This window comes from Pseudoalteromonas sp. APC 3893, from assembly GCF_030408095.1.
GTDB lineage: Bacteria > Pseudomonadota > Gammaproteobacteria > Enterobacterales > Alteromonadaceae > Pseudoalteromonas.
In genome coordinates this window covers 1-25572 of sequence record NZ_JASDCD010000036.1, presented here as the reverse complement: position 1 = coordinate 25572, position 25572 = coordinate 1, and the positions used below count along the sequence as shown (strand labels likewise).

General features: G+C 40.8%; 22 protein-coding genes. 1 reads left to right on the top strand and 21 read right to left on the bottom strand.

Annotated features, from left to right (window positions below; all coding sequences use genetic code 11):
- The 21 genes from QMA12_RS21090 to QMA12_RS20990 form a co-directional block, all read right to left on the bottom strand.
- Window positions 1-547, bottom strand: a 547-nt coding sequence (locus tag QMA12_RS21090) for a DUF2169 domain-containing protein (RefSeq protein WP_290211399.1), incomplete at its 3' end; no start/stop codon positions are given.
- Window positions 537-1706 (bottom strand): hypothetical protein, encoded by a 1170-nt coding sequence (locus QMA12_RS21085; protein ID WP_290211398.1) that lies wholly within the window; start codon window positions 1704-1706, stop codon window positions 537-539. The genes QMA12_RS21085 and QMA12_RS21090, both read right to left, overlap by 11 nt.
- Window positions 1707-1710: 4 nt before the next feature.
- Entirely contained in the window at window positions 1711-2127 is a 417-nt protein-coding gene (locus QMA12_RS21080) for a hypothetical protein (protein ID WP_290211397.1), read from the bottom strand.
- A gap of 9 nt (window positions 2128-2136) precedes the next feature.
- On the bottom strand, window positions 2137-4158 hold the full coding sequence (tssI, locus tag QMA12_RS21075; RefSeq protein WP_356948038.1) for a type VI secretion system tip protein TssI/VgrG: 2022 nt from the start codon (window positions 4156-4158) through the stop codon (window positions 2137-2139).
- 28 nt (window positions 4159-4186) lie between these two features.
- Window positions 4187-6931, bottom strand: a complete 2745-nt coding sequence (tssH, locus tag QMA12_RS21070; protein WP_290211395.1) for a type VI secretion system ATPase TssH — start codon at window positions 6929-6931, stop codon at window positions 4187-4189.
- A 26-nt stretch (window positions 6932-6957) separates the two neighbouring features.
- Complete coding sequence (tssG, locus tag QMA12_RS21065; RefSeq protein ID WP_290211394.1) at window positions 6958-7941, bottom strand: type VI secretion system baseplate subunit TssG; 984 nt, start codon at window positions 7939-7941, stop codon at window positions 6958-6960.
- Window positions 7938-9656 carry a type VI secretion system baseplate subunit TssF gene (gene tssF / locus QMA12_RS21060; RefSeq protein ID WP_290211393.1) on the bottom strand — a complete coding sequence of 573 codons (1719 nt, stop codon included), beginning with the start codon at window positions 9654-9656 and terminating at the stop codon, window positions 7938-7940. Before tssF ends, tssG begins: the two co-directional genes overlap by 4 nt.
- A 16-nt stretch (window positions 9657-9672) precedes the next feature.
- Window positions 9673-10080 (bottom strand): type VI secretion system baseplate subunit TssE, encoded by a 408-nt coding sequence (gene tssE / locus QMA12_RS21055; RefSeq protein ID WP_135474298.1) that lies wholly within the window; start codon window positions 10078-10080, stop codon window positions 9673-9675.
- Between the two features lie 53 nt (window positions 10081-10133).
- Window positions 10134-10619, bottom strand: coding sequence for an Hcp family type VI secretion system effector (locus QMA12_RS21050; protein WP_006792575.1), 486 nt, complete (start codon window positions 10617-10619; stop codon window positions 10134-10136).
- A 144-nt stretch (window positions 10620-10763) separates the two neighbouring features.
- Window positions 10764-10955, bottom strand: coding sequence for a hypothetical protein (locus QMA12_RS21045; protein ID WP_290211392.1), 192 nt, complete (start codon window positions 10953-10955; stop codon window positions 10764-10766).
- A gap of 74 nt (window positions 10956-11029) precedes the next feature.
- Window positions 11030-11512 carry a hypothetical protein gene (locus QMA12_RS21040; protein ID WP_290211391.1) on the bottom strand — a complete coding sequence of 161 codons (483 nt, stop codon included), beginning with the start codon at window positions 11510-11512 and terminating at the stop codon, window positions 11030-11032.
- Between the two features lie 50 nt (window positions 11513-11562).
- Window positions 11563-11877 (bottom strand): hypothetical protein, encoded by a 315-nt coding sequence (locus tag QMA12_RS21035; protein WP_290211390.1) that lies wholly within the window; start codon window positions 11875-11877, stop codon window positions 11563-11565.
- A 161-nt stretch (window positions 11878-12038) separates the two neighbouring features.
- Window positions 12039-13565: a type VI secretion system contractile sheath large subunit gene (gene tssC / locus QMA12_RS21030; RefSeq protein WP_290211389.1), complete on the bottom strand. Its 1527-nt coding sequence runs from the start codon at window positions 13563-13565 to the stop codon at window positions 12039-12041.
- A 10-nt stretch (window positions 13566-13575) separates the two neighbouring features.
- On the bottom strand, window positions 13576-14097 hold the full coding sequence (tssB, locus tag QMA12_RS21025; RefSeq protein ID WP_135474294.1) for a type VI secretion system contractile sheath small subunit: 522 nt from the start codon (window positions 14095-14097) through the stop codon (window positions 13576-13578).
- 67 nt (window positions 14098-14164) lie between these two features.
- Window positions 14165-15721 (bottom strand): TssA family type VI secretion system protein, encoded by a 1557-nt coding sequence (locus QMA12_RS21020; protein ID WP_290211388.1) that lies wholly within the window; start codon window positions 15719-15721, stop codon window positions 14165-14167.
- A 2-nt stretch (window positions 15722-15723) separates the two neighbouring features.
- On the bottom strand, window positions 15724-16716 hold the full coding sequence (gene tagF / locus QMA12_RS21015) for a type VI secretion system-associated protein TagF (protein ID WP_290211387.1): 993 nt from the start codon (window positions 16714-16716) through the stop codon (window positions 15724-15726).
- 9 nt (window positions 16717-16725) lie between these two features.
- Entirely contained in the window at window positions 16726-20445 is a 3720-nt protein-coding gene (gene tssM, locus QMA12_RS21010) for a type VI secretion system membrane subunit TssM (RefSeq protein WP_290211386.1), read from the bottom strand.
- A gap of 9 nt (window positions 20446-20454) precedes the next feature.
- Window positions 20455-21180: a type IVB secretion system protein IcmH/DotU gene (gene icmH, locus QMA12_RS21005; RefSeq protein WP_290211385.1), complete on the bottom strand. Its 726-nt coding sequence runs from the start codon at window positions 21178-21180 to the stop codon at window positions 20455-20457.
- A 10-nt stretch (window positions 21181-21190) separates the two neighbouring features.
- Window positions 21191-22531: a type VI secretion system baseplate subunit TssK gene (gene tssK, locus QMA12_RS21000; protein ID WP_290211384.1), complete on the bottom strand. Its 1341-nt coding sequence runs from the start codon at window positions 22529-22531 to the stop codon at window positions 21191-21193.
- Window positions 22531-22998 carry a type VI secretion system lipoprotein TssJ gene (tssJ, locus tag QMA12_RS20995; RefSeq protein WP_290211383.1) on the bottom strand — a complete coding sequence of 156 codons (468 nt, stop codon included), beginning with the start codon at window positions 22996-22998 and terminating at the stop codon, window positions 22531-22533. The genes tssK and tssJ overlap by 1 nt, the downstream gene beginning before the upstream one ends.
- Window positions 22999-23027: 29 nt before the next feature.
- On the bottom strand, window positions 23028-23447 hold the full coding sequence (locus tag QMA12_RS20990; RefSeq protein ID WP_290211382.1) for a hypothetical protein: 420 nt from the start codon (window positions 23445-23447) through the stop codon (window positions 23028-23030).
- Between the two features lie 357 nt (window positions 23448-23804).
- Here QMA12_RS20990 and QMA12_RS20985 point away from each other — a divergent pair.
- Window positions 23805-25572, top strand: a 1768-nt coding sequence (locus QMA12_RS20985) for a contractile injection system protein, VgrG/Pvc8 family (protein ID WP_290211381.1), incomplete at its 3' end; no start/stop codon positions are given.

Sequence of the window (25572 nt, the reverse complement as noted above, 5' to 3'; positions counted from 1 at the left end):
TTGGCAGTTGCTGGCCAACCGCCTGCTTATTTTTAAGTTTAAAACCACGACCAATTGGATTTTCTAATAACGTATTGCTGTCGTTATTTAGCTCTTTGCCACCATAAGCTTGCATATAATTAAGCGCAACCGGAGTAATAATATCTGGATCTGTGGCTACTGGCCCAAGCAGAGAGCGCCGCCAGTAACGCGCTCCGGTTACCCGTAACCGTTTTTTAAATAATGTCTGTGTTAATGACTCTAGCCCTAATTCAACCTCAATAACCCGTGCATCTTTGCCCTTGGGTGGGTAGGCTGTGCAATTACCATACACTTCAAAGCCCTGTTTAAATGCAACTTGCTCGTTTACTTGACTAATAGGTGAGTTACTGGGTTCATCTTGATAGTCATCAGCAATTATAATCTCAGGGCCTGGCTCAATTGCAGTCACTGTGCCTTGCTCATCAAATTCATAGCTTTGTTTAACCAGTACTATTTGGCCTTCTGTACTGTCTTCTAACCAGCCTGTAAAGGTGCTGGCTTGCCAAGGTGAAAAGTTATGCAGCATGGTTGCTCTCCAACTTTTCACTTAACACGTGTTGCCATTGTAATGCGCTTTGCTGAACATGAAATAGCCCGCATGCAGTACTGTGCTCATAATGCGGGGCGATAACGCGTTGCACTAAAGAGCCTGCTAGTTTAGTAAGTTTTTGTGTACTATTGGCGTTGGTAAAACTAATACCCATTAAAAGTTGCTCACCTGTTTGCATCGCAAATGCTTGCCTTGCGTGCTCAGCATCATCAAGGTTAATACCGCTTTGCGGTTTTACTGCATTGGCATCACTGACGACAGACATTTTTTCAGCTTTCGCGAGCGGCCTATCTGTTAACGTTAGCCACGCTGAGTAAGCACCTTGCTGAGTGACGGCTACTGCCATTAAATCCATTACTAATGGTAGGGCTTGCTTGAAAACAAAATGACTTAATACAAACGAGCAATGCGCGGGGTTTGCTTTGCAAAATAATGCACAGGGTTCGTACCAGCGGGTGTCATTTAATAACCCCGCTAAGGCGAGGAGTTGCGCTTTTTGCTGTTCATCAGCGGTTTTGGCAAATACTTTAAATAGTTTATCGCTTACATCCTTATGCCCTGCACAGTAGCTGCTAACCAATGCTGCATAAGCGATATTAAAATCCTCATGCAATATGCCAGCATGTAATTCACTGGTTGTAAGTGGTTGCGAAAAGAGTAAAGTTTTAACTATTGCTGGAGGCTGTTCTTTACCTTCGATCAGAGTGGTGCGTAGCGCTTTTAAGTCATTTAGCTGCCAATGTGCTAAATGATGTTGCAACAACTCAAAATGAGCTAACTGTTGAGTGCTTCTTAGTTCATTAAAGTGTGCAGTAATGTCCGCAATCGGTGTATTAAATAAATCACACGCCACTAAGCGATAAATATCAACATGTTCGCTGTTATTAAGCGAAAGCTCACACAGTCCTTGCCATGAAAGTTCGCTGACTTGCATTAAATTTTGCCCAACAAAATAATCCGTTGGTGCATCACTTTTTAAATCGCTCAAGGTGTAAAGGTGGTTCAATAATTGGGTGTCGATCACTTTAAAACGGGCAAGCGAAAATGCTCCTTGTTGCAACAATTTTTGACGGTGCTTTAACAAGGTGGTTAAACGCTGTTTATGCAGCTTTACTTTATTGACAGGTGCGAACATAGTGCTAATTTAGCCTAATTGGCCAACCAGCCAAGGTTAAATCTTGCTCGCTATTAGCAGTAATGTCTTGCCCTTCAAGCACAATAGTGCCATCGGCAAACACTTCAATGCTACCTTTGGCAGTTTGCAAGCTCACACTTTGCTGCGCTTCAATGACAATATGCCCTTGGGCATTATTAATTTGCGCTGCTGGCGCTTGCTCAGGTTGTGCAAGTAATGCGGTTACAATAAAACCGTGTGCGGTATGCACTAATAATACATTAGCGCCAACCTCCGCTGCGCTGACATGGGCGCCTTGCGCAATAACTGGCTGCTCAATATCATTCATTACAACCGTTTTAATACGGCCAAAACTGTCTATGCTGCTAACCGTAGCAAGCTGTTGCTCATGTTTAAAAATGCTTTGAATATGTGCACTCATCACTACTCCTTAGTTATTACTAATTGCACTGCCTTTAACGGCGATATTACTTGCTGATAAGGTAATACTGGTGGCATCGATAGTTAAATTGCCTCCTGCATCAATTTCAATACTCGCGCCACCTTGGCTTAATTGAATAGAGCCTTGGCCATCGGCTTTAATGGTGATATTAGCGCCGCTGCTTATATCAATATCGCCATTAGGCGCTTGTAGCTCTAAGTTGCCATCAACTGAGTAAACACTAAGATCTTGCTCGCCTTGTAACTTAAGATCTTGATCAGATTTAAGTTCTAAGCTGCCATCGGTTGCTTCAATGCGAGTGTTTGAGGTGGCTTTTAGGGTCAAATCCGCCGCAGAGTTTACGGTAATATCGCCTTCACGAGTTTGAATTTGTAAGTTGTTTTCAACCCGCGTGGTAAAGTCGTTGGCAATCGTAAAGGTTGCATCATTTTCAGCCACAAATTGTAGGTTTTCTTTGGCTGATATTTTTACATCGCCATCTACAGACTTAAGCGTTGCTTGATGAGCGCCATTGGTAGCATCGAGTAATAACTGGTTTTTGTTATTTTTATTCGCTAGGCTGATTTTCTCTTCGCCACTTTTATCATCCATTATCAAGCTATGGCCCGCTTTAGTGACGAGTTTATTTTCGGTTGGATTTTGGCTGGTTACCGGGTTTGGTGCATTTTGATTATACAGAGCCCCTAAAATAATCGGTCTGTCTAAATCGCCATTTTCGCCACAAACTAATACTTCAGTGCCTTGCGTCAGTGGAAAGTGCATACCATGACCACTGCCACCATAGGGCTGCATTAAGCGTGTAGACTTACTTTGCTGGCCTTCGCCGTCTTGGTTAAACGGCAATTTAACAATATAATTGCCATCATCGTCTATCTCTTGCTCAATTAGCGCATTAAAGGTAGCAAACACTCGCCTTGCGGGTAACAATGGTGCTTTAAACTGTTGTGATGAAGGGATCAGATAGGCCTGGTTTTTATAGGTAAGGCCTTTTACATTAGCACCATATTCCACACCCGATTGTTGGCTCCCTTTGTGATCAACCCTTACCACTAAGTATTGGCCATCATGATCTGGGTGATCAAATATAGAGACTATTACACCAGGGCGAATTGCTCTGCAATCGGTATCAATAATTAGCTGCTCTCGCTGACAGTCAAAGGCTTGTTGGCGTATTGTAGCCAACGAATTGCCTGCACCAGAATTAAGGTAATTGTCACCGTAGTGGCTATCTTCACCAAAGCCCGGTTGTGATGATGTATTTTGACTAGATACCTGCAAATTACCCGGTGAATTGTAGTTATAATCGTTCAGGGCAACACTTTGTGGGTGCATCTGCGCTTGCCTGCTAATTGCAAAAATACTCTCACTGGTACGTACTTGTCCTGAAGGCGGCACATAACTTAGGTTAATATCGCTAAAGCGAGCGGCAATATCACTACTGCTATTACACACCGTAAACGTGCAATCACTGTTAGACTCCTCGACAAAACCATACACAAAACCGTATTTTCTCATTAACCGGGTAACAAATTCATAATCGGTTTCGTTATATTGCACCGTCATTTCTAGGCTAGGACCACTTGCCTGCATACTGAATTTTTGCATCGGAAAACCGGCTTTATTAAATACACTTTGAATAATTGCCGCAGGGTCCATTGCCGTAAACACACGATTAGAATGTTGATGTTTTAGTAACGTTAAATGGGAGCTCAATACAAACGTATAGTGATACCCTTGATGGCTTTTACCATGTGCAGTAAAACCACTGATAAGGCCTGAAATGGTTCGATCAGCCATAGACCAAACTAAAATCAAGCTGGCATCTTTACCAAGTAACATATTTGAGGTTAAATGCTCTTGGCTTAAGACTTGAATGTTAAATGCAAAATCTTCGCATAAGCTATCATTTTTTGATGCAAAGTCAGTAACTTGCACCATACCATCGGGTAGCCCTTGCACGGTGACACTAAAGTGACTAGTACTTGCTTTGTGCTCGCTAAATGCGTCCATGAGTCCCATAACTTTATCCTTTTTTAAATTAAGCGTGATCGGCAAACGTAGCAGTAATTTCATCCTGCTCGTCAACCGTTAACGTTAAAATATCGGGCATATCTTCTTGTGCCATAAACTCTAAAATAGACTTAGCTATGCCCGGCAAAATTTGTTGCTCAATCACAGCATTAACCATACGAGCACCACTATCCGACAGCTGACACTGCTGGGTTAACTTATCCAATACGCTGGCATCAACACGCAATTGCATTTTATGATTACTTGCCAAACGATTCGCAATAGCCTCAAGCTTTAAACTCACTATTGACTGTAAGGCTTCTTTATCCAGTGCTAAATACGGAATAACCTGCATACGCGCGAGTAATGCTGGGGCAAAAAACTGCAATAGTTGCGGCTTAATTAATTCGCTCAATGCGCCAATAGTCGGCATTTGCCATGGCGTACCGTCTTCACTAATCGGCGCATCGGTAGGGTTGAGGGCGTCATTAATGGCCTGTTGGTTTTCGGTTTGCTGCTCTTGCGAAGACGTTTCGTCATCTTCTGGACTTAAATCAATCACCGTGGGGGGTGTACAAGCATCAATAAGTTCTGCAGATCCTAAGTTTGAAGTCATAATGATCACGGTATTTTTAAAGTCTATTTCTCGACCTTCCCCATCACGCATATTGCCGCGCTCAAATACCTGATAAAACATGTTTAGCACGTCTTTATGGGCTTTTTCGACTTCATCTAGCAAAATAACAGAGTACGGGCGTTGCCTTACTGCTTCAGTTAATACGCCGCCTTCACCATAGCCAACATAACCTGGCGGTGAGCCTTTAAGCTGCGATACCGTATGCGCTTCTTGGTATTCGCTCATATTAATGGTGGTTAAAAACTTCTCACCGCCAAATAACTGTTTTGCTAAGCAACGGGCAGTTTCTGTTTTACCCACACCGGATGGCCCAGCAAGTAAAAACACGCCTAACGGCCCTTGTTCGTTACTAATACCCGCTTTGCTCACTCTCAGGCTTTGGGCAACTTTTGCAATGCCACCTTGTTGGCCAATAACCTCTTGGCCAATTACATTTTCAAGGGTAATTAAGTTAGTGATCTGATCTTTAACCATGGCCCCCACAGGCACACCCGTCCATTGTGAAATAATCTGCGCCACGGCATCCGCATCTACTTCACTAAATAAGCCGTTATCTTGGGTGTTTTGATCTTTCAATGACTGGCGAAGGCTTAACAACGCAGTGTTGTCTTGACTTTCGTTATTAGCTGCTTGCTTATGTTCGTTTATTTGGCTAAGGGTTGAAATTTGCGCTTCACGGGCTTGAGTGTACTCGCTCAGCTTGTCTTGAGCTATATTCAGCTCTTGCTGTAAATAAAGCAGTTTGTCCATATCAACCGCTAAACCTTGCTCGCTTTCTTGCGCTAAGCTAGCAATCCGAGTTTCGAGGTAGTTTATATGTTCGCGCTCAGCTTCAATGGCTGCGGGGTCGGTAGCAAATGACATTCTTACCCGTGCAGCCGCGGTATCTAATACATCAATTGCTTTATCTGGTAGTTGTCGGCCAGTAATATAGCGTGCTGATAATACCACTGCCGCTTCAATCGCATCGTCGGTAATTTGGATACTATGATGTTGCTGATATTTATCTTTTAAACCGGCTAACATCAATTGCGCTGCTTGCTCTGTAGGTTCATCAACTTTAATTAATTGAAACCGACGCTCTAAAGCGGCGTCACGTTCAAAGTACTTTTTATATTCGCTCCATGTTGTGGCTGCAACGGTACGCAGTTCACCACGGGCAAGCGCAGGCTTAAGTAAGTTGGCGGCATCACTCATACCGGCATCGCCACCAGCGCCAATTAAGGTGTGAGCTTCGTCAATAAACATAATGATTGGGGTGGTTGAGTTTTTAACTTCATCGATAACGGTTTTTAACCTGCGCTCAAACTCACCTTTAACACCCGCCCCCGCTTGTAATAGCCCCATATCTAGCACTAATAAGCGTACGCCTTTTAATTCATCCGGTACTTGACCATCAATTATGCGCTGCGCAAACCCTTCAACAACGGCCGTTTTACCTACGCCTGGTTCACCCACTAAAATAGGATTGTTTTTACGGCGACGACACAATACATCAACCATCATCCGAATTTCGTCGTTGCGGCCCAATACAGGGTCAATTTTACCTTGGCTGGCTTTGTCAGTTAAGTCTTCACAATATTCGTCAAGCGCACTGCCGCTCTCGCTTTGCGTTTTGCCATTAACCTGTTGCTGTGCTTTAGCCGCTGGATTTAAACGTTCACTTGAGTTTTGGCAAATTTTATCAAGGTTTTCAGCTAAGAAGCGGGCATCAATTTTGTCTAACAATGCTGGTAGCTGTAAAACAGGGCTATACGGTAATAACTCTGTTAATGCGTCTATCAGCGCTGCGCCATTTATCCAGTCGCTCTTGTGTTGCACATTGGCACTTAACCAAGCACGCTCTAACCATTCATATAAGCGGCGTGAAAACACCGGTTTACTTTGGTTACCCGCAGGTTGGCGATTTAAAAAATCCAGCAATTCATGCCAAACGGCATCCTGATTCACATTAAAAAAATGAAAAATCTGTTCTAAATCACCATTACTACCTTCTTCCATCAACTTAATTAGTAAATGCTCAGGCAGCACTTCAAAGTGACTTCGGCTACTGGCAAAACCAGCCGCTGACTCAAGCGCTGTAGCCGTGTGACCGTTTAATTTATCTATAAGTTGTTTAATGCCTTTTGCATCCATTGTTTATCCTTAAATCCTGTTTATTACTAATGTTGATACTGAAGATGGGTGTAACTGTGGACGCTAATATTAGCCGCAGCACTACCTAAATAACTATTATGACCAAGCACGAGAGGAGAGCTGCCTATTGCTTGTTGTGCAAGGGCTTCGTTTGCCACTTTTATTTGACAAAGCCATTGCACATTATTGGGTAAGTGAGTACTCAATAACGCAGCCATTTTTTTGCCTTGTTCGTTACGTGGATTTAATTCCATAGCTGTTTTACTGTCTACAGGGCCAATTGCAATGGTTAAAATACTGCCACTAACCAATACCTTACTTCCCAAAACCGCAGAGCCGCCCAATACCATTTGCGAATCTTTGCCGAAGGTGCTTGGACTATCTACTGTTTGCCAATTAGCCCGAGTGTCATCTACCTGTAGTTCATTAACTGCAAGAGTATGCTTTAGCAATTGCGCCAAACCAGCGGCACTTGTTTGTTTTAAACTAGCAATACCGCATTGTACTTTTTGCTCTGTGCTATTTGATAAAATAGACTCTACTAGATGGTCGAATTGCTCAGCACCACGCCCTGCTACGTTAATTTGTGACTTCTTCCAAGCCTGGAATAATTGGCAATATAAAATATGATTAAACATATCTAAAAATTGCCGGACTCTATCACCGCTTTCATCATCTCTTGCAGCTTGCTCAAGCAGATAATGTGGCATAGGAGCATCAACACCATACAAGCCTAAAAAAGAAGTCGATAAGCTTAACCGGCCTCGCCCTTGATTATCCAAAGTGCAATCGCGTACATCCGTTGCCGGAAAGCCCAGTTCTTTGTAAGGCTTAAACATCACCCGTTCACTAATGCCTTTTTCAAGCTCTTTAGGCGTGGCCCAATGTTTCTCAATCAAACTCATGGCTTTAAATAAATTGAACTGCCACGGCTGCTCAATTAATTGTTCAATCGATTTTGGTAACTTTGCCCATACAGGGTGATTGACTGCACGCTCATGCATACTCATAACTGATAGCTCTTACCAGGCTCTATGTCCCAACACCACGTTTTATAGCTCGGAATTGCATTGACACGCGTTTGCACACTTTCATTTATCGGTGCATACATTAAAAAGAACTGATGTAACATATTGCAAAAATGATAAAGATCGGCATCGCAAACAAACTTGCTTTCATCAATATCAAGCAGTACATCGACTCCTTTTATAAAGATGCCGCGCTTAATTTGGCTGATTGGGGTGGCGGTTATTTTTTGGATACTTTCTATGCGTAAGCGATTTTCAGCTTTTTGTGACCAATCAAATAAAACGAGTAACCGCTTAAGCTCAGTAACTTGTGTTATCTGCGAAAACTTAACATTCAGCAAGCTTATTAATTGCCAGTGCTTAGGTTGCTCAGGGCTTGGTAAGTAATTCGTAGGTCGAATAACGTTTTCAACATCGGCAACACTAGGCATATCACGACCTCCTAAGTTAAGATCCCCTTCCTGCAACAGCTGCCGTGGCCAACCAGCATTAAAGGCAGTTAAATCAACCGAGAGCGTTTCTTTTTCATCATTAAGGTTAAAGGGTAACTGTAAATAATGCGTAGGTGCAGCCGCTCCAACGTCTTTGGTAAGCACGGTAAAAAGCTTTTTCTCATCTTCAAATACACTTTGGTAACGTGGTGTGTAATCATAAGTTTTACCACTTAAAGAATTACGGCCCATGACAGAGTCAACAGTGTAACTAAATATATGATCACTACGATTTTGATCTGCGGTGATCATGTAGTCCGTTCTATTAGGTTCTATTTTTATTGGCTCGGCAGCCTGCGAGAACAAATTAACCGCTGGAGTACAGTTTATCAGTATGTTCTCTTTTGATAATTGATGCCCAGGTGGTAACTTGCTTTCTCCCCTAAATACGATTTCAAAACGGTCAAGGTCATCTGCAAATTCAATAGCTGCTAAACCGGTAAAACTCAAAAAATAAAAGCGGTCTTTAGCGTTAAAATAATCAAGTAATAGCGCATACCCTGGATGACTTTGATCTGCATTGGGCAATAATGCACCATCAATATTTAAATAAGTTGCAGTACAGCCTTTAGCTTTAAGTTTTCTGTTATGCTCAAAATGTGCAGGGCCAAAATCTAGCTCGGCAAATTTATCCGCCGTTTGCAGCAGTTTAAACAACGAACTACATAACGGAGTGTCGCCACGCAAGTAAAATTGCAGATTCGAAAGGTCGTAATTCTTGCGCTCACCTTGACACACAAACCTAAGACCAATGCGTAATTCAGCCCCCAAATGAGATTCTTGATAACGAACATGCTCTACATCTAATGGGGCTACCATTAGGTCATGCGTGGTAGTAAAGGTAATGTTTTTATGATCAACCACCGCATTATCAGCTTTAATGGTTAACCCTTTTTCAATTAGATGCGTTTTCTGCATAGCCAGTTTAGGGCTAAACTTTACCACGGTACTCGATGGGTAGTAACTGAGTAATATTGGGCATAATTGACGTAGTACTTGCTCTGAAACCTCGGGAACCGATTCATCTAATCGTTTTTGGGTGTGCGCGGTTAGGTACGCCATTCCTTCAAGTAAGCGTTCTATATGTGGGTCTCGGTCTTTTAAAGCATCAATATTTAGCATGCCAGCATGCTCAGGATAATATTGTGCAAATTGCTTACCTGCCTGCGTTAGTAAACGCATTTGTGCATCAAAATACTGCTGCATAAAAATATCCTTATAATTACTCGCCGTTTCTAGCGTGCTGCATTACGTCAGCCTTACCGCCAGATTCAAACCGTGTGTTTAATTTAATACTGTGCCCTGAGGTCAAAAATGCCTGTATATCCAGTCGAATAACGCAGTTTTCTTCGCGTATTTCCATCGGTATTACATTGGCATAACGCACTCTAGGTTCGTATTTCTCAATCAATTTTTTAACCTCAAACGCCAATGTATGTTGCGAATAAGGCAAGCCCTCATAGATATCTTCAACATCAGGTAAACCATAATCAGCTAGGTGCTTTAATACGCCACGTCGAGCATTTAATAGTTCATTTAAATGATTACAGACACTATTTTGCTCATCAGTTTGAAAGCCCTGATGACCATTACGAACGACTGGTTGAGTTAAAAAATCGAATAACGCCATGAACTACCTCGAATAAAAGGATATGCCTAAGCATATCCTTTGAAATATCTAACTTATCGACCTTCAGTCCATGAGTCAGAGAACTCGATGTTGCCATCAAGGTATGTCCAAGTAATGCGTTTATAACGTAAACATACCGTTTCAAGGTGCGGATAACGCTCCTTGTCTAAGTCTTTTACATTGTGCATTGTTGGTGAGATTGACGTAATTTTTACATCTTCCAACTTGTGGCAGAAATACTCACGTTCAGTCCCTGTGTCATCAATACGGTACCATTTAAGCTCAAGTTGCTTAAGTGTTTGACCGTTCGAGCACGCTTTATACAAGTATGGTGTAGATGCATCTACCGCTTTAGTAATTACAAACGGTTCATGCTTACGAGTACCTGTAAGTTCACCCGTGTCGTTATCTGTAGGAATGCGAAGCTCATGATCAAAGTGTAGGATCTCAATTGAACCTTCACGCTCTGCAACAGTTACAGAACCTTTGATGTCATTACCTTGGTCATCCTTTAACCACATATACGCTGGAATTGCCATTTCATTATTCTCCTTTTAGAATGAAGTGTTTCCTATTAATGGCATTGGCATAAACAACCATGTTTATGCCCCCCAAAAAGCCCGATGCTTCATGCCACTGGGGAACATTTCCCAAGTTGGGTGCAACCAACTTGGGGCAATCTTTTACAAAGACGGATTATTTAACTCTAGTATTAGCGACATCGCGTCAAATGGAGTTTGCAAAACAGCTAACTTTTCAAATGCGATTGTTGCTACCTGTAGCTTTTGCTTTGCAAAAAACACTTTATTATCACTGGCTACTGCGTTGGCTATACAAGCCAAAAGCAAACTAAATAAACAGATCATTTTAATCATTTTTACAACCATTTATCATCGTCACTCAATGCCCCTGATTGTAGGCAATTTACTTGTCCTAAAATCTCGATGTTTTACAACCAACTGAAACTTCTTAGTAAACTTTCTTGCAGTTGCTCTGTAAACTCACCATTAACTGAAATAGCATTTTGCTTTTTATCTGAAAACAAAAATATCGTTGTATTTGATTTATTTTCTATTATAAAAGCTTCAAAATCGTTGACCCTCTTGAGAGCTAATTTACTAGTATTTTTAATTGAAAATACTCGTTCAAATAATGCAGACTGTTCAATTGTTAACTCTTTTTTGGTCGCTTTTCTGAAAAGTTCATACTGAGTCATGGAAAACTTTTTTTCCAATCCTGCGGTCAACTTACCGTTTTCAAGTACTACAAAACCAACTTCTGTACATTCTGTGTCATTAACTTTCACATTAAGAGTCATTGCAGCGCCTGATAAATTATGAATTGATAATTTACACAGGCTATTAATCGGGAAAGTAATATCTAGTCCTGCAAAATTTAGCCAACTTGATTGCTTCACTTCATTTGCAGACAACGAAAAGCACTGAAGTAAAAAAACAACAAAAAATATTTTCCTTAGACAGCTCATAAGCCCATACCTGCCATTTGAAGTTCACGGTCCCACACTTGAATGACTCTTTTTGCACAAGTTAAAGATGAATCATCTTTCATTCTATTTAAGGTGCTCTTCGCAAAATTACGTGCAATCCATGAAATACTAGCTTTTCCACCACTAGGTGTAGGTACCCACACCAATGCATCTGTACATTTTTTAGTTTCTTTAAGCATTTCGCCAAAAATATTGGCGACATTTTCATTTACCTGTCCATCATATTTTTTATTGACGCCCGCAGCTTTATAAAATGTGCTTATAGTTTCTCTAACTTTTTCTTCGCTCATTTTTATTCCCTTAAAAATTTAATCTCTATGCATACTTTGCACTTTAAATTCGATACAAAGTATGCATTTTTAACTACTTACACCAACCAGCTACTCACCAAATTGACGTATTTACACTTTAAAAGCCTGCGTTAAATGCGTTTCATCGGCGGCTTGGCAGTTCATTTTTCGCCAGGCATCTGCCCAACTAATGCCAAACGCACATCAATACCTTCCACTTGGAAATGCGGCACAATGTAAGTACTAACACGGTAATAACCTGGGTTACCCGGAATTTCAGCAACGGTTACTTTGGCATCTTTTAATGGGTGCGTTGCAATTAGCGACTCATCTGGGTTGTTCATTTTAGTTACGAGCGCACCTAACCAATCGTTGAGCTGCTGCTCTAATTCATGGCGAGGTTTACTCGAACCTATATTTTCACGCTGCAACACTTTTAAGTAATGCGCAATCCGCGATACTAAGAAGATATACGGTAAACGTGAGTTAATACGTGCGTTTGACGTTGCTTCTGGCGTTTCAAGTACTTGTGGCTTTTGCGCACTATTAGCAGAGAAGAAACACGCAAAATCAGAGTTTTTGTAATAACTCAGCGGAATAAACCCTTGGTTAGCAAACTCAAGCTCTTTGGTCTCTGAAATAAGCACTTCTGTTGGTATTTTAGTTTCAGAGCCTTTACCCGCTTCGAATGAATGAAGAGGTAAGTTTTCAACTTTACCGCCTGATTGTGGACCACGGATATTCACTGCCCAACCATTATCATGGAAGCTACGAATAATATTTGCAGCAAAGGCAAATGTTGCATTGCCCCACAAATAACGCTCATGGTGCTGACTATTTACGTCTTCTTGGTAATTAAAGTTACGTAGTGGGTTAGTTTCGCCATACGGTAAACGCAGTAAAAAACGTGGGAAAGCTAAGCCAATGTACCGTGAATCTTCTGACTCGCGGAAGTTTTTCCAACGTAAAAACTCAGCACGTTCCATGTATGAGCCAATATCTTGAATTTTAGAAACTTCATCTAATGACTCTTTTAAGAAAAACTTAGGCCCTACGCTGCCCATAAATGGGCAATGTGCTGCGGCTGATACACGCGATATTTCTTGTAACAAAGAAACGTCAGGGGCTGAACAATCAAACTCGAAGTTAGACACCATAGTCGATACCGGCTCACCGCCTGGGGTATCGTAATCAGAGGTATAAACATGCTTATACAAAGCAGATTGTGTGGTATCTGGTGCTTCTTCAAAGTCATCGCGTAAGGTTTCTTTATCTACATCAAGCATTTCAATCTTAATGTTAGCGTTATTAGGCGTACGGTTAATTAAATAACGTAGTGAACGCCATGCCGATTCCATTTTTTGAAAATTCGGATGATGTAAAATTTGGTCCAGTTGCTGTGAGATAATGGTATCTACTGTAGCGATATAGTCATCTAACAACAGTTTATCGATGCGCGTAACATCTTGACCGCTATTACCTGCCATATCTAAAAATACATTAATAGCCGCAGTTAACCGCTCATTAGCTCGGGTTTCAGCTAGATTGCCTGCATCACGAAACGAATCTAATTTGATTTCATCGGCAACGGGGGCAATATCCACCATATTACATAGGCTTTCGTAGGTTGAAGTGGGCGCTTGCTCAACACTGTGAGATGCCACATTTAATTGTTCTTGCATTGACATGGTAACGTCCTTATTCAGCCAGTGGTTGTTTTTCGTCTTCCGACGCAAGTGGAGCAATTTCGTCTAGCTTGGCTTTTAATTCATCCAGCTCAGGTTGGTTTTGCAATACACGCTCAAGCTCTTTACGCAGTGATGAGTTATCAAGTAAGTTTGATTTAAGATCGCGTAATAAGTTACGCATTGCCATCATTTTGTTTAGCTCAGGTACTTGTGCTGCAACTTGTTCAGGATCAAATGACTTAAACGAGTCAAACTGTAAATTAACGTTGATTTCGCCATCACCCTTGATCTTATTTGAAACCTGAAAGTTCGCTTTTGGTGCCATATCTTTCAGTACTTGCTCAATATTATTTTTATTGATTGTCACGCGTTCACGTTCGGCAAGTTCTTGTGTATTTTGGCCATTTGAGTAGTCACCAATTACCAGCATTTTTAGTGGTAATTCACTTTTTTGTGACGCCCCATCAGTATCAAGCTCTAGCGATATATTGATCCGAGCTCGTGGGATCTCTTTTTGAAATGTATCTGTCATGTTTTTTCCTTTGCAGTTTGTTTGCTAAATTCCAATTAGCCTCGACCCATTCGTCAGGCTGTTGTTACTAAATCCAGTTAATTGCTTTTGCTGGATTAGTCACCATCATTCGCTGACTAATTTGCTTAGCAGCTAAACTCATTTCATCACTGTCTGTCTGCGACAGATTGGCATAACATTGCTTGGCGAAACGCCATACTTCCATGCAAAAATGCTGTTGCCATTTTGCTAATTGAAACGTTTCAATTTGCTCGAGTAATTCAGTTAAAATTGCCAATGCATGTTCGTAATGCTCAGCTTTGAGTAATAACTTAGCTCGTAATAATTGACTTTGTGCAAGGTCAAACCCTGTGGGGGTACTTAATTGCTCAACCTTGCCAAGCGCTTGACTCAACTGGCCTTGTGCTACATCGTCTGCGAGTAAAGTGTACTGCTCATCAAATACATTGCTTTGCACCGTATTTGCCTGCTGAGTTTGTCCATTAGCTATATCAAGTAAAGTCTCTTTATTGGCAGGGCTGCATAACCCTGTACCATCGTCATAGGTCAAGCTGGTTAATAGTGGGAACTGACTTGTTAAGTTAAGTAATTGCTGTTCTAACCAGTGACTCAATTTAGCTTTATTTAATTGCTTCAATGCACTTAATACGAGTAATTGTAAATTAAGATTAAATTGCATCGCCCCTTCCATAAACAGTCCCTCTGCAAGTATTAATGCTTGCTCAGGTTGCTCACTAGCAAGGGCGTTTTCAATAGGTGCAAAAGCGGCAGCTCTTGGAGCGGGTAATCGAGTTTTACCATTTTCATTAGCTGGAATTTTTAGCCCAGACCAACGGGCTGCCCGCGATAATTTAATTACCCGCTCTAAGTTATTCTGCTCTTTATCAAAGTTAAGTAATTCACGTATTGCTGCTAAATAGGCCGTATCGTTTGCCACATCACTAACATTAATCGCTGTATTCGTATTGCCGTTACTAGGAGTCGATGTAACGGTGGCATCAGGAGCAATTGTTTGTTCTGCTGCTGTGGTTTTTGCACTTGGCGCTGGCTCATCCTTAACGGCATGCTTAGGAATCGGGTTACATTTAATTTGTTCATTATTCCACTCATTAAGAGTCGATAATGGGCCTGATTCACTATCAAGTGCAGGCACTGAATGCTGGTTATATTCACTAAGCACATCAGCTAACTCAACCCATTGCTCAGGGCTAGTTGAATGCGCTTGTGCAATTCCTTTCAAACGCTCTTGCTGTTGTAAAAACCAAGTGTTTACAGCCGTTCGCATCCGCGCTTTTAACGGATGAGCCTGATTTGGAAAGTCGGCTAAAACTTTATTTAATAACTTAATAGAATACGTTAAGCCAACAACCCCAAACTCACTCGTTGCTGCAAGGCATAAATAGCTAACTAACCGCAAGTCTTTACTTTGATTTTGCAAAAGGTCCGTGGCTTGAATAAACATGACTTTAAAATCAACTTCGCCCACGCCTGATGAGGAAGCTTTTAAGCTTTTAAAGGTTTCTTCATACTTTAAATCTTCACCGCAAGTAAGCCCGCCCTCGAGTGGAGCTGATAGCTCATCAAGCCAAAGCTGCCAACTTGAGTGGGTATGTGGATTTGTCATGCTCATGCCTTACACCACCGTCTTAGGGCATCATAAACACTCATATTATCCATATCAGCAAAATTACGGCTGTACTCGCTTGGTACTTTATCTAACGACAAGCTAGCTAAGTCTATGATGTCTTGAGACTTGATTTCATGTTGCCATACAGAGCCAAAATAAGATGCTGGAATGGGTCTGCAATATATAGTGAGGCTCGGTGCATGCTGCTGACACCCTAGCTGATAAAAAAACCATGGTTGCCAATTATGATCCGCAACAACTGACGCCACCAAGTGCAACCAAAAACCTGCAACTAACGCACTTTCATGGCTGAACTGCGGCATGGGTAAACGAATACCAAATTGACTGCGTAAACAACCTCGGTTGGCGATTGATTTTAAGACTTCTGAAAGCGATTCAATTAATACAGCTCGGTGATGTAAATCATCAATACTTAGATGCTGCCAAATTACACTCATTGGCACCAATCGTAATTTATCAAGCTCTAGGTTTAAGTTTGGCTGCTGCTTGAGTGCATCAGCCACTTTATTAAATGCGTGTGCTTGATCTGCCATTGCCGTGCTTGACGGCGCTTCAATTACACGGTCATTTACACCAATCAAATGCTCAATCACATGACTTGCGAATAAAAACAAAAATGCAGGGTGGCGCTTATATGTATCTATCCCACTGTGTATAAAGGAACTAAAAGGGTAAAACCTGCCACTGCTATCTTGGCTCGGTTGTAAAAGCCCAAGTAAACTACCGTCATCACTATTGCCCGATATAAAAAACAACGATTTAACACCGTGTAAAGGTGCAGTGTTATTTACTTTTCGGCCCCTGTTAAGGTGCGCAAAACCTTCTTGTAACCAGTGATCCAATGCCACTGACTCGCGTGACGATATATTAAGCTTAACAAAATCTGGGCGAACGGGGGTTTTCCCCATATAGCCGTAATTAAACTGTTTTACCAGTGTTGGAGTTTTCTTTTTTGTAAATAAGTTAAACATTATTCGCTCCTACTGCACCGTGTTTTTATTTGCGTTAGCAAATTGTGGTGAGGGAGAAAACAACGAATTTGGTAGTGCAAATGACGTTAGCATGTACTTTGAAAATATACCGCTGTTACGGCCTGACTTTAAAGAAAACTGTACTTTCAACTCATGTTCTGACTTATCTTTTAAATCCCATGTTGCTAAAAATTCAGTGCCCTTTATCCATTTAACATTGGCATCATTAAGTACTTTAAGTAGCGCCCATGGGCCATCTTGCTCAATCGAAATACGGTTGCCTTTATTGTCTAAACCATACAGCACAGCTTTTTCAGCAGCTCCTCGCCCTGGCCATGAAAAATTACGCCACTCCTCAGGCTCATTACGGTAGCGGTAGCCTTGCTCAGAAAAACCGAGGAATGTTTCTCTAATGCCGCGCTGTGGCACTGGCATCATTTGGAAATTAAAGCCCGCTGTATCAGAGCCATTAGTAAACAGTGAACGTGAAACTTTATTCGCTTTTGTTAAACCACTTAATAGTTCTTTATTAAAGCCAATACCAACACCATTCCATAGTTTTTCTTTCCAGACTCCACGACGTACTTTCATAAATGGTTTTAACTGCGTATTGATAAAATTCCATAAAATGCCTGTTTCTGTGTTTAAGAACTCAGACACATCTGCAATAGCGGCATCAGGTCCAGTTAAATTAAATGGGTATTTACCTGCAATGCTATTGCTATACATAGTGTAAACTTGGTTATCCCATGCTTCATTTAATTGGTTACGCGCTTTGACCATAATTGTTGCAATGCCAGCTTGTAATGGCGCCTTAAATAACTTATCAAGTGTCTCTTTTGTTTGCGGGTCTAACGCACGTGTTTGGCTTTCAATGATGATCCATGACGACTGTAATGCATTGGTTTGATTATTGCCTGAGAGTAAATCTTGAACAAAACTCATCGCTTGGCCATCGTCTTCATTACTTGCAGCCATTGCTTTTATATCAGAATGTATACTACTTAATGAGCTAATATATTGGCCCATATAATCAGAGCTGCGCTTGTTTTCATCATTTTGTGTAAAGCGGCGTAAATCAGCAAATCGCGATTCTAGCTCAGGCGCTCTCACTGTACTCATCTGTGAAAAGTCAGGTTTACTACTTATCGCTTGTTTTGCAATTTTACCTTTGGCTACTTTCTTTTGTGCCGCATCAGATGCACCTGCAACAAGCGTTGCAATTTTATCATTATTAGCAGTCACCGCCGACGGTTCATCAGCTAATAAAATATTAGTGTTTACCAACGTCATTAAATCAATTAACGGACCGTCATTAGATGAAAGCCTTGCAAAATCAATACTGGCATCATTTAAATCTCTAAATGCAGGAACCTCTATGCTATTTAAGAACTCAAACCAGGTGTTGCCGTAATCTTTAAAATAATACGCACGCATTGCTTTTGCTAAGGCATCAGCTTGCGCTTCATCTACTGCATTCTGCCCTTCTTCATTGCTAGTGCCCATTACCCAGTCACCAGAGAAAACTAAACGTGAAATACGGTTGATTTCTGGGTATACATATTCACGCCAGCCAGCATCGGTATAAACGTAAGGAATTTCAAAATTGCTCTTAAGTACATCTCGGTTATTAGCTGACATAAACTGGTTAAGCTGTAAGGCTTTTTTACGTTCAGCAAAACTGGTCATTATCTGCTGGTAAAGTGGCTGTGCCTCTGGTTGCGTATTTAAATTATTGCGAGCAGCATATACCGCTGTTTCGTTTAATTGCCAAAACATAATTGAGCCAGGTTGTGCAATATCAGCACTCACATTTTCTAAATACAAATCTAATAATGCGGTTAATTGGTTATAAATAGGCGCATCTTCTTTCGCAGATAAATCTATATTGAAGTGCTCACCAATAAAGGTTAGCAATTGCAGCTTTGCAAAGTCAGGCTCTTTATGTTCTGGGTGCGCACTTAGCATTAAGTGCAATTTAAGTGCGTCGTAATAGGTTTGACGAATACCAGCACGCGCATCAGGGTCATCTGAATTCCACTGACCATCATGTTGTTTTAGTTGCGCAAGCACATGCTTTTGGGCAGGTAGGGTTATCAGCTGATTGAGCTGGTTGAACAAAACAGTTGCAACACTTTGCGTAGTTTCATCGCCTTCGTAAATACCAAAAATAAAGTACCAAGGTAATTGTTGCTCATAGCTCATCAGTTCTTGATAGTGCTCAAATAAGGCGAGTGTGGCGGCTAGTTTTTGATCATCCTTTGCTTTGTTAACGTTAACTTCTACAATCGCTTTAACACGCGCTTCCCCTTGGTTAAGCAATAACTGATTACTGGTGTATGACGTAATCAATAATGCAGTAATAGCCGCTATTGAGGCTAAACCAGTCGTCACTGTTAGGCCCTTTAACCAACGACCAACCAAACGTTTTTTTCGGTTACCACGAGTTAAGTCTTGCAGTTTGAAAATAACATCGTTGAATACGCGATTGATAAAGTAACTTTGCGTTATGCTTTCTTGTTTTTGTTCTACAACCACAACCCCAAATTGGTCGCGCACACCGTTATTTACTCGCTCAATTGGCGTGCCTTCTTGTGTTCCAGAGGTAAAGTAGACCCCTGCAAACCAAGGTACTTCTTGGTATGGATTAGATTTAAATAATAAATTTACGAATTCTGTTAGCTTGGTTGAAGCTGATTTAAACTGATTAGGAAAATCTAAAATAAGCTGTTTACGATGTTCATTACGCTCACGCGCCACCTTGCCCATACGTTGTTCGCATAAACGTGCGTAAAGCTCTTCCATTCTTAGTTCAAACATTTCAGCGGGATCATTTTGTTGATCCTCGCTGATATCAAGTAAGTAAGCGCCCCAAACTTGCTCACGTTCTTTTTCGGTTAAATCGTTAAAAAAGGGTTCAAAACCACTAATAAGATCGGTTTTAGTAAACGTAATATAAACAGGGAAAATAACGCCAAGTTCTGTAATTAACTCTTCAATACGCTCACGCACTAGTTTTACATGGTGACGAATTTCTTCACTGTCTGAGGTTAAAACATCCGCCACACTTATCGCCACCATCACACCATTAATGGGTAGCTTAGGACGATATTTTTTTAGCAGGTTTAAAAACGATAACCATTCTTTATTTTCGGATTGCTCTGTTGTGTAACGTCCTGCAGTGTCAATTAATATTGCTTGATCAGAAAACCACCAATCACAATTACGCGTACCGCCGAAGCCTTGAATATGTAATTCGCTAGAATTAGAATACGGAAAATGTAACCCCGAGTTAGCAAATAAAGTGCTTTTCCCCGTTGCTGATGGCCCAATGATCATGTACCACGGCAATGCGTATAATGCGGTGTTGCCACGATAGCCTGCACCAAGGTGTGATGCCTTTAGTGATCCAAGTGCTTCTTGCATTTTTTCTTTTATTTCATCTAGCTCAGCACTGGAACCTGCATTATGGCTGGCCAATTCAGACGCCAGCTTATCACCAGAGCGTTTTGTCCATAACCAACGAATAAAAATAAATAGTATAAATACGGCTGTCACAGCGCCCATTGCGATAAGTTTTTTATCGGTTGTATCAAGACCAACAATACGCCCTGCAAACCACACAATGCTTAACACAGCAATTAAACCAATTAACTGTCCTGTTGCGCGCGATGACACTAAACCAAGTAGAAAATGCACCATGCCGCTTTTATTAACTCTTCCTTGCATCGTATTACCTTATCTCGTCTCGTTGGTTTTGTTTAACTGTGTTAGTACTTCCACTTGGTTATTAATAGTTTGCGTACTCTGTGTTGCTTGCTTACTAATTACAAAATGAAACCCAGCAAACAATGCGGCTATTGAGCCCAAGCAAATTGATAGAATTACCCAATACGGAATGTTACGACCAACTTTCATGGCAAAACCTTCAGCCGGTACCGCGTTATCAGCAAGCTGTGCGTTTGGGATCCCTTTTACATCTTCAATTTGTGCTCGTACATCAACTATCAGTGCTTTTAACTGCTCAATGCCTTTTACTTTATAAATACCTTCAAAGCCCAGTTGCAAGCAGATGTAATACACTTCAAGTGCCGCAAACTTAGTTTCACCCCCTGTCCGCAATTTAGCTAAACGTTCAAAAAACTCTTCACCCGCACGATTATTACCAAAAAATTCAAGCTGTAATGGACGAGACATCCAATCCATTCGAAAATGTGCCCCCGAGCTCATAACAAACTCATCACACATGGCTGTTAGAGCAAATTTAACCTCTTGCATCACACTCGTTGTTACTTGTTGGGTATAGCAATTACGTTCAAACTCATCAAAACTATTAATAAGTTGCTCGCGGAATTCATTGAGCTCAAGGTCGGTTGATTGCTTCAGCTTCAATGGTGATAACGCATTGATAACGGGTGAAATACAGGCGACTAAGTCTTGTTCATTGGCTTGTTGTTGCATCATTCAACCTTCATTAATTACGCGCGACAGTGACAATTTCGATTTGCGCTGCTTGCAAACCAAACGGTATAAACAAACTTAATGATTGCTCTTCAATAATCTGCTGCCAAATATAACCATGCGATTCAAGGCGGAAATATTCATAGCCACTTTTTATTGCCAACTTATTAGGAGGCCGCTGACAATGCGTCAGTTGAACGCCCGCAAGGGCTGAGGAAATCATAATGTCTAACTTTTCGCTGGCTCCAACCTTGACCTGCTCACTAAACGTTTCGATCCACTTAGTATCTTCTGCTTCAAAATAAACTGCCAAGTAAAAGTCATTGTTATCGAAAATCGCTGAATCGATAGTTGCAACTTGGTAAATTGCATTAGACGTTTTCTCAAGCTTAAGACCTGCCATTTTTTTAGGTACAACGCCTTCGAGTAGTTTAGTTAATAACTCATCTAATTTAGCAAATACATGGCTCAGCTGTTTGTGTTGATATGGCGGTACTTGGTTAACTAAATCACTGTGCTCAAACATAGAGACAGAGCTGATCAAATCAACCAATTCACAATACAAGCGCTCAGGGTGTACCAGGCTCAAACTTTTTAAGTGATCTAACCGTTTTGCTGACGGTGCCATGGCATTGAGCAATAAAAAACTATTCATTTCATTGGGGCCAAAATCAGTCACCGAACCAAAGTTTTTACGACGACTTAATAGCACACTCACTTTCGCATTTACTAAGTTAGCAGTACGGTTCAATAGCTCCGTTAAATAACTTGACGCGCTAATATTCAATAATGGTGGAACAAATTGTTTATTTACATTAAATGAACCATCTTCTGCTTTGGCTATTTTTAAACACGCTAAAGTATCAAAATAGGTTTTTACATCACTATCTGTCAGTAATATAAATTTAGGGTGTGCGATCAGTACCTCACGATTACGTGCCGCATCATGGTCATCACTTAACTCGATATAATCAGCTTGGTACGCACTTAATTGCCCTGATGTAGCGTAACCTTCAATATTACTCACCACTTTGTTCGCAGCGATAGCAATATAAATAACGACTTCGTCTTGATTTGCATCAAGTTCAAGTTTTAATTCATCGTGTTGTTGGCGATCAAATTCGAGCAAACGGCCATTTTCAAGCAACAGCTTGAAGTTAGTAATTTTTAAAAGACCCCGCGTTAGAGCAGATTCATCAATAGTAAGGTGCTGTATGCCATACACAAGTGAAGACGTTAGACCCTGTCTAACAATCTGATTTTGCTCATGGTACTCATCAAATAACTGAAAATGTTGCTGTGCAAGCAATACACCTTCAGCCCAGACGGGTTTTGCAGGGGCTTTAATATTCATTACTCTACTTCATCCTCATCAGGCAATTGCACTTCATTGTTTGTAATTAATACATCCAATGAGGTTGATAGCTTTACAGGTCCATCGCCTAACGGGTGATATGTTTTCCACTTGTCACCTTGGCGATCTCTAAATAATGCAACAATCGCGACAAAACGTGCATTTTCAGCTTGCTCAAACGCAATGGTCGCTTTTTCTGCAGGGTTAATTGTTCGTTCTTCTAAAGTAATCAGTGTATTCGCCAATACAGACTTATCCGATTTCCAAAGCTCTTCAAATGTGGCTGTTTTAAAGCTTTGAATGTCTGACAGCTGATACACCCTTAAAACAACGGGTAACGCTTCATCAAACTGATTTAAATTCAAATTATCTGTGGCTGTTATATCCAGCTCCACATTAGTACTCATGCAGCCGGTAATCGACAACAAGAGTAAAATAGCCATTATTTTTTGTATTGCGAAACGCATTTACTACCTCGTTTGATATTCATCATTAATTAGTTTTTACAAAGAATTTCTTCATAGACAGGGCAGATAACCCGATTAAACCTCACCGATGCACAATCAGACCAGCGATTATCTTTCAGCATACATGACAATAGACCGCCTGATTTTTTCTCTTGATTTTCAATAGTTATAGATTTAATTACAACGCGATCTACAGAAGATATTATTTTTGAATTCAATACAAAAAGCTCCTGAATATAATCAGAAACATTTTCGTTAATTAAAATAAGATCGCCATCGTTTTTAGGGGGGTTATTAAGAAAGAAAAAAAACTGTTCCATAACGGATTCAGAAAAAACACGATGTGGGGGGATCCCCATTTGATCAAGTAACGACGAAATATTGCACGTCAAGGACCAAGCCAGAGAGTAAAGGCTATTAACTTGATTTATAAAGTCTTTTTTTGTCATAAATCGTCCTTGTGAAATAAAGCATTAACATAACCTTGTTAATGCAACAGTACATCTGTCCATAGATTGGGCGCATGATACAAATTAAACAGGCGTACTGTCAACCGTATAATGCTCAAAAATACAACCAAAAGCTAACTTGACGACAAAATAATAATAAATGATTATTCCTCTTATATGAACAATGATGAACGGAAAATGAATAACCCAAAGATAAATAACATGGATAATATAAATGAAAAATAAATTTGATAATTTTAAAGCCAAAGTGTATTTTACCCCGATAATAGATCCACAAAGAAAGAGCAAAAGGACATGCCTCATTCTCGGTTATTGTTATATATAAACAATAAAACAATGAACGTAACACAGGTAAAAGGACTTGAACGCCTTAATAATACCTTTGAGTTTTCCCTCATTTTCGATACTCATTCACAACAGTTGCTGAATGATTTACTACTCCAGAACGCCTTAATTACATTTGTAAATAAAGACAATTACTTTCGCCACCAATCCGGATTAATAACTCAAACGAATTATTTAGGGTTGTATCATAATAAACGGCGCTATCAGGTCATAATAAAAGATAGGTTAAGCACATTAAAAAACACTGTAAGTAGTAAAGTCTTTATTAATGTAAATGCCAAAGATGTACTGTGTCATTTAGCTATGCAGGCGGGCTATTCACAAGGCCAAATCGATTTTAGATTAAGCTCAGCGCTTACTGATATGCCGCAATGCGTGCAGGCAATGGAAAGTAATTGGCAATTTTTGCATCGTTTATTATCAGAGCATGGTTTGTTTTATTGGTTTGAAACAAAAGACACCAGCGAAACACTCGTCATTAGTGACAGCAATCTAAATAGCCCTTATTTAGACAGAGGCATAATACAAGTTAAAGATAGTGCCGGCATGAATAACCAATACCACAATGCCTTTGTCGGCTTTATGCACGCCCAAGTGAGTGAATCAATTTATAACAGCGCGACAAGTAGCAATAGCTATGGTCAATTTGAAAGTGTAGCCAGTAACAGCCAATCATTTTTTGAACCCTGCGCTGCAACCCCAGCTCAAGCTAGTTTACAGGCGCAAAATTTTAGCAACGCGATGGCAAGCCAAGCAAAAGTCGTCACACTTAACGGGAATGTATGCGATTTGTATGCAGGCTGTTCCATCTCGATAGATGACCAAACTGGCACAGGGTCCAGTAGCGATTTAATGTGTATTGCTGTTGAGCACAATAGCGAGCAACCAAGCGACGAAAATAGTCATGACGGCTTAACTAAATACAGTTGCACAGCCCAATTTATTGAACGCGGTACGCCATTTAAACCAGAGCCAGTACCCCATCAAGCAAAACCGATGGCGTTTCCTGCAAAAGTAGAATCATTGACAGGCAATGCATTTATTGATGACAACGGGCAATACAGAGCTCGCATTGATTTTGACAAAACTGCTAGACCGCTTACGCAATCAAGCCCTGCACTACAAAAACTGGCGCTGTATGCATGCCAAAACCAACCCCAAGCCACTGGCTGGCATTTTCCATTAGTGGGTGACTCAGAAGTATTGATTGGCTGTATTAACAACGACCCTAATCATTCGTTTATTATGGGCTTTGCACTAAATAGCGATCAACCCAGTGTTGTTACTGCTGCCAACCCAACCCATAACCGATTGTTAAGTGCAGCCCACAATGAGCTGTTATTTGATGACGACAATAAACAACCTAAAGTTATTTTACAAACCCTCGCCAGTGAGCATTACTTTGAGCTAAATGCCAAACAATCTGGCCGCCAGTTCATCGAATGGATAAGCCAGCTCGGCACTATAAACTTACACGCTGGGCGCGATTTATGCCTAGAAACCGAAAACAACAACGTACAGTTTGTTCTCAAAAATAATCAATTTATCGATGTTAAAAATACAGTTACGCAGCAAACCAACAACGGCAATATCAATTACCAAAGTGCCGGTAATCAAAACGTTAGCGGCAACGAAGTCAGCGTAACAGCAGATCAAGAACTGTCATTAGTCGCTGGCCGTGCGGTAAAAATAAACGCACAAAGTGATATTTTACTTAAAACCAATAACAGTGACTTAAAGCTCAACGTACCAAACGGCT

Excerpts from the sequence above, each read along its gene's own strand:
- QMA12_RS21085 (WP_290211398.1), bottom strand. The coding sequence starts at position 1,706 with ATGTTCGCACCTGTCAATAAAGTAAAGCTGCATAAACAGCGTTTAACC.
- QMA12_RS21080 (WP_290211397.1), bottom strand. The coding sequence starts at position 2,127 with ATGAGTGCACATATTCAAAGCATTTTTAAACATGAGCAACAGCTTGCT.
- tssI (WP_356948038.1), bottom strand. The coding sequence starts at position 4,158 with ATGGACGCATTTAGCGAGCACAAAGCAAGTACTAGTCACTTTAGTGTC.
- tssH (WP_290211395.1), bottom strand. The coding sequence starts at position 6,931 with ATGGATGCAAAAGGCATTAAACAACTTATAGATAAATTAAACGGTCAC.
- tssG (WP_290211394.1), bottom strand. The coding sequence starts at position 7,941 with ATGAGTATGCATGAGCGTGCAGTCAATCACCCTGTATGGGCAAAGTTA.
- tssF (WP_290211393.1), bottom strand. The coding sequence starts at position 9,656 with ATGCAGCAGTATTTTGATGCACAAATGCGTTTACTAACGCAGGCAGGT.
- tssE (WP_135474298.1), bottom strand. The coding sequence starts at position 10,080 with ATGGCGTTATTCGATTTTTTAACTCAACCAGTCGTTCGTAATGGTCAT.
- QMA12_RS21050 (WP_006792575.1), bottom strand. The coding sequence starts at position 10,619 with ATGGCAATTCCAGCGTATATGTGGTTAAAGGATGACCAAGGTAATGAC.
- QMA12_RS21045 (WP_290211392.1), bottom strand. The coding sequence starts at position 10,955 with ATGATTAAAATGATCTGTTTATTTAGTTTGCTTTTGGCTTGTATAGCC.
- QMA12_RS21035 (WP_290211390.1), bottom strand. The coding sequence starts at position 11,877 with ATGAGCGAAGAAAAAGTTAGAGAAACTATAAGCACATTTTATAAAGCT.
- tssC (WP_290211389.1), bottom strand. The coding sequence starts at position 13,565 with ATGTCAATGCAAGAACAATTAAATGTGGCATCTCACAGTGTTGAGCAA.
- tssB (WP_135474294.1), bottom strand. The coding sequence starts at position 14,097 with ATGACAGATACATTTCAAAAAGAGATCCCACGAGCTCGGATCAATATA.
- QMA12_RS21020 (WP_290211388.1), bottom strand. The coding sequence starts at position 15,721 with ATGACAAATCCACATACCCACTCAAGTTGGCAGCTTTGGCTTGATGAG.
- tagF (WP_290211387.1), bottom strand. The coding sequence starts at position 16,716 with ATGTTTAACTTATTTACAAAAAAGAAAACTCCAACACTGGTAAAACAG.
- tssM (WP_290211386.1), bottom strand. The coding sequence starts at position 20,445 with ATGCAAGGAAGAGTTAATAAAAGCGGCATGGTGCATTTTCTACTTGGT.
- icmH (WP_290211385.1), bottom strand. The coding sequence starts at position 21,180 with ATGATGCAACAACAAGCCAATGAACAAGACTTAGTCGCCTGTATTTCA.
- tssK (WP_290211384.1), bottom strand. The coding sequence starts at position 22,531 with ATGAATATTAAAGCCCCTGCAAAACCCGTCTGGGCTGAAGGTGTATTG.
- tssJ (WP_290211383.1), bottom strand. The coding sequence starts at position 22,998 with ATGCGTTTCGCAATACAAAAAATAATGGCTATTTTACTCTTGTTGTCG.
- QMA12_RS20990 (WP_290211382.1), bottom strand. The coding sequence starts at position 23,447 with ATGACAAAAAAAGACTTTATAAATCAAGTTAATAGCCTTTACTCTCTG.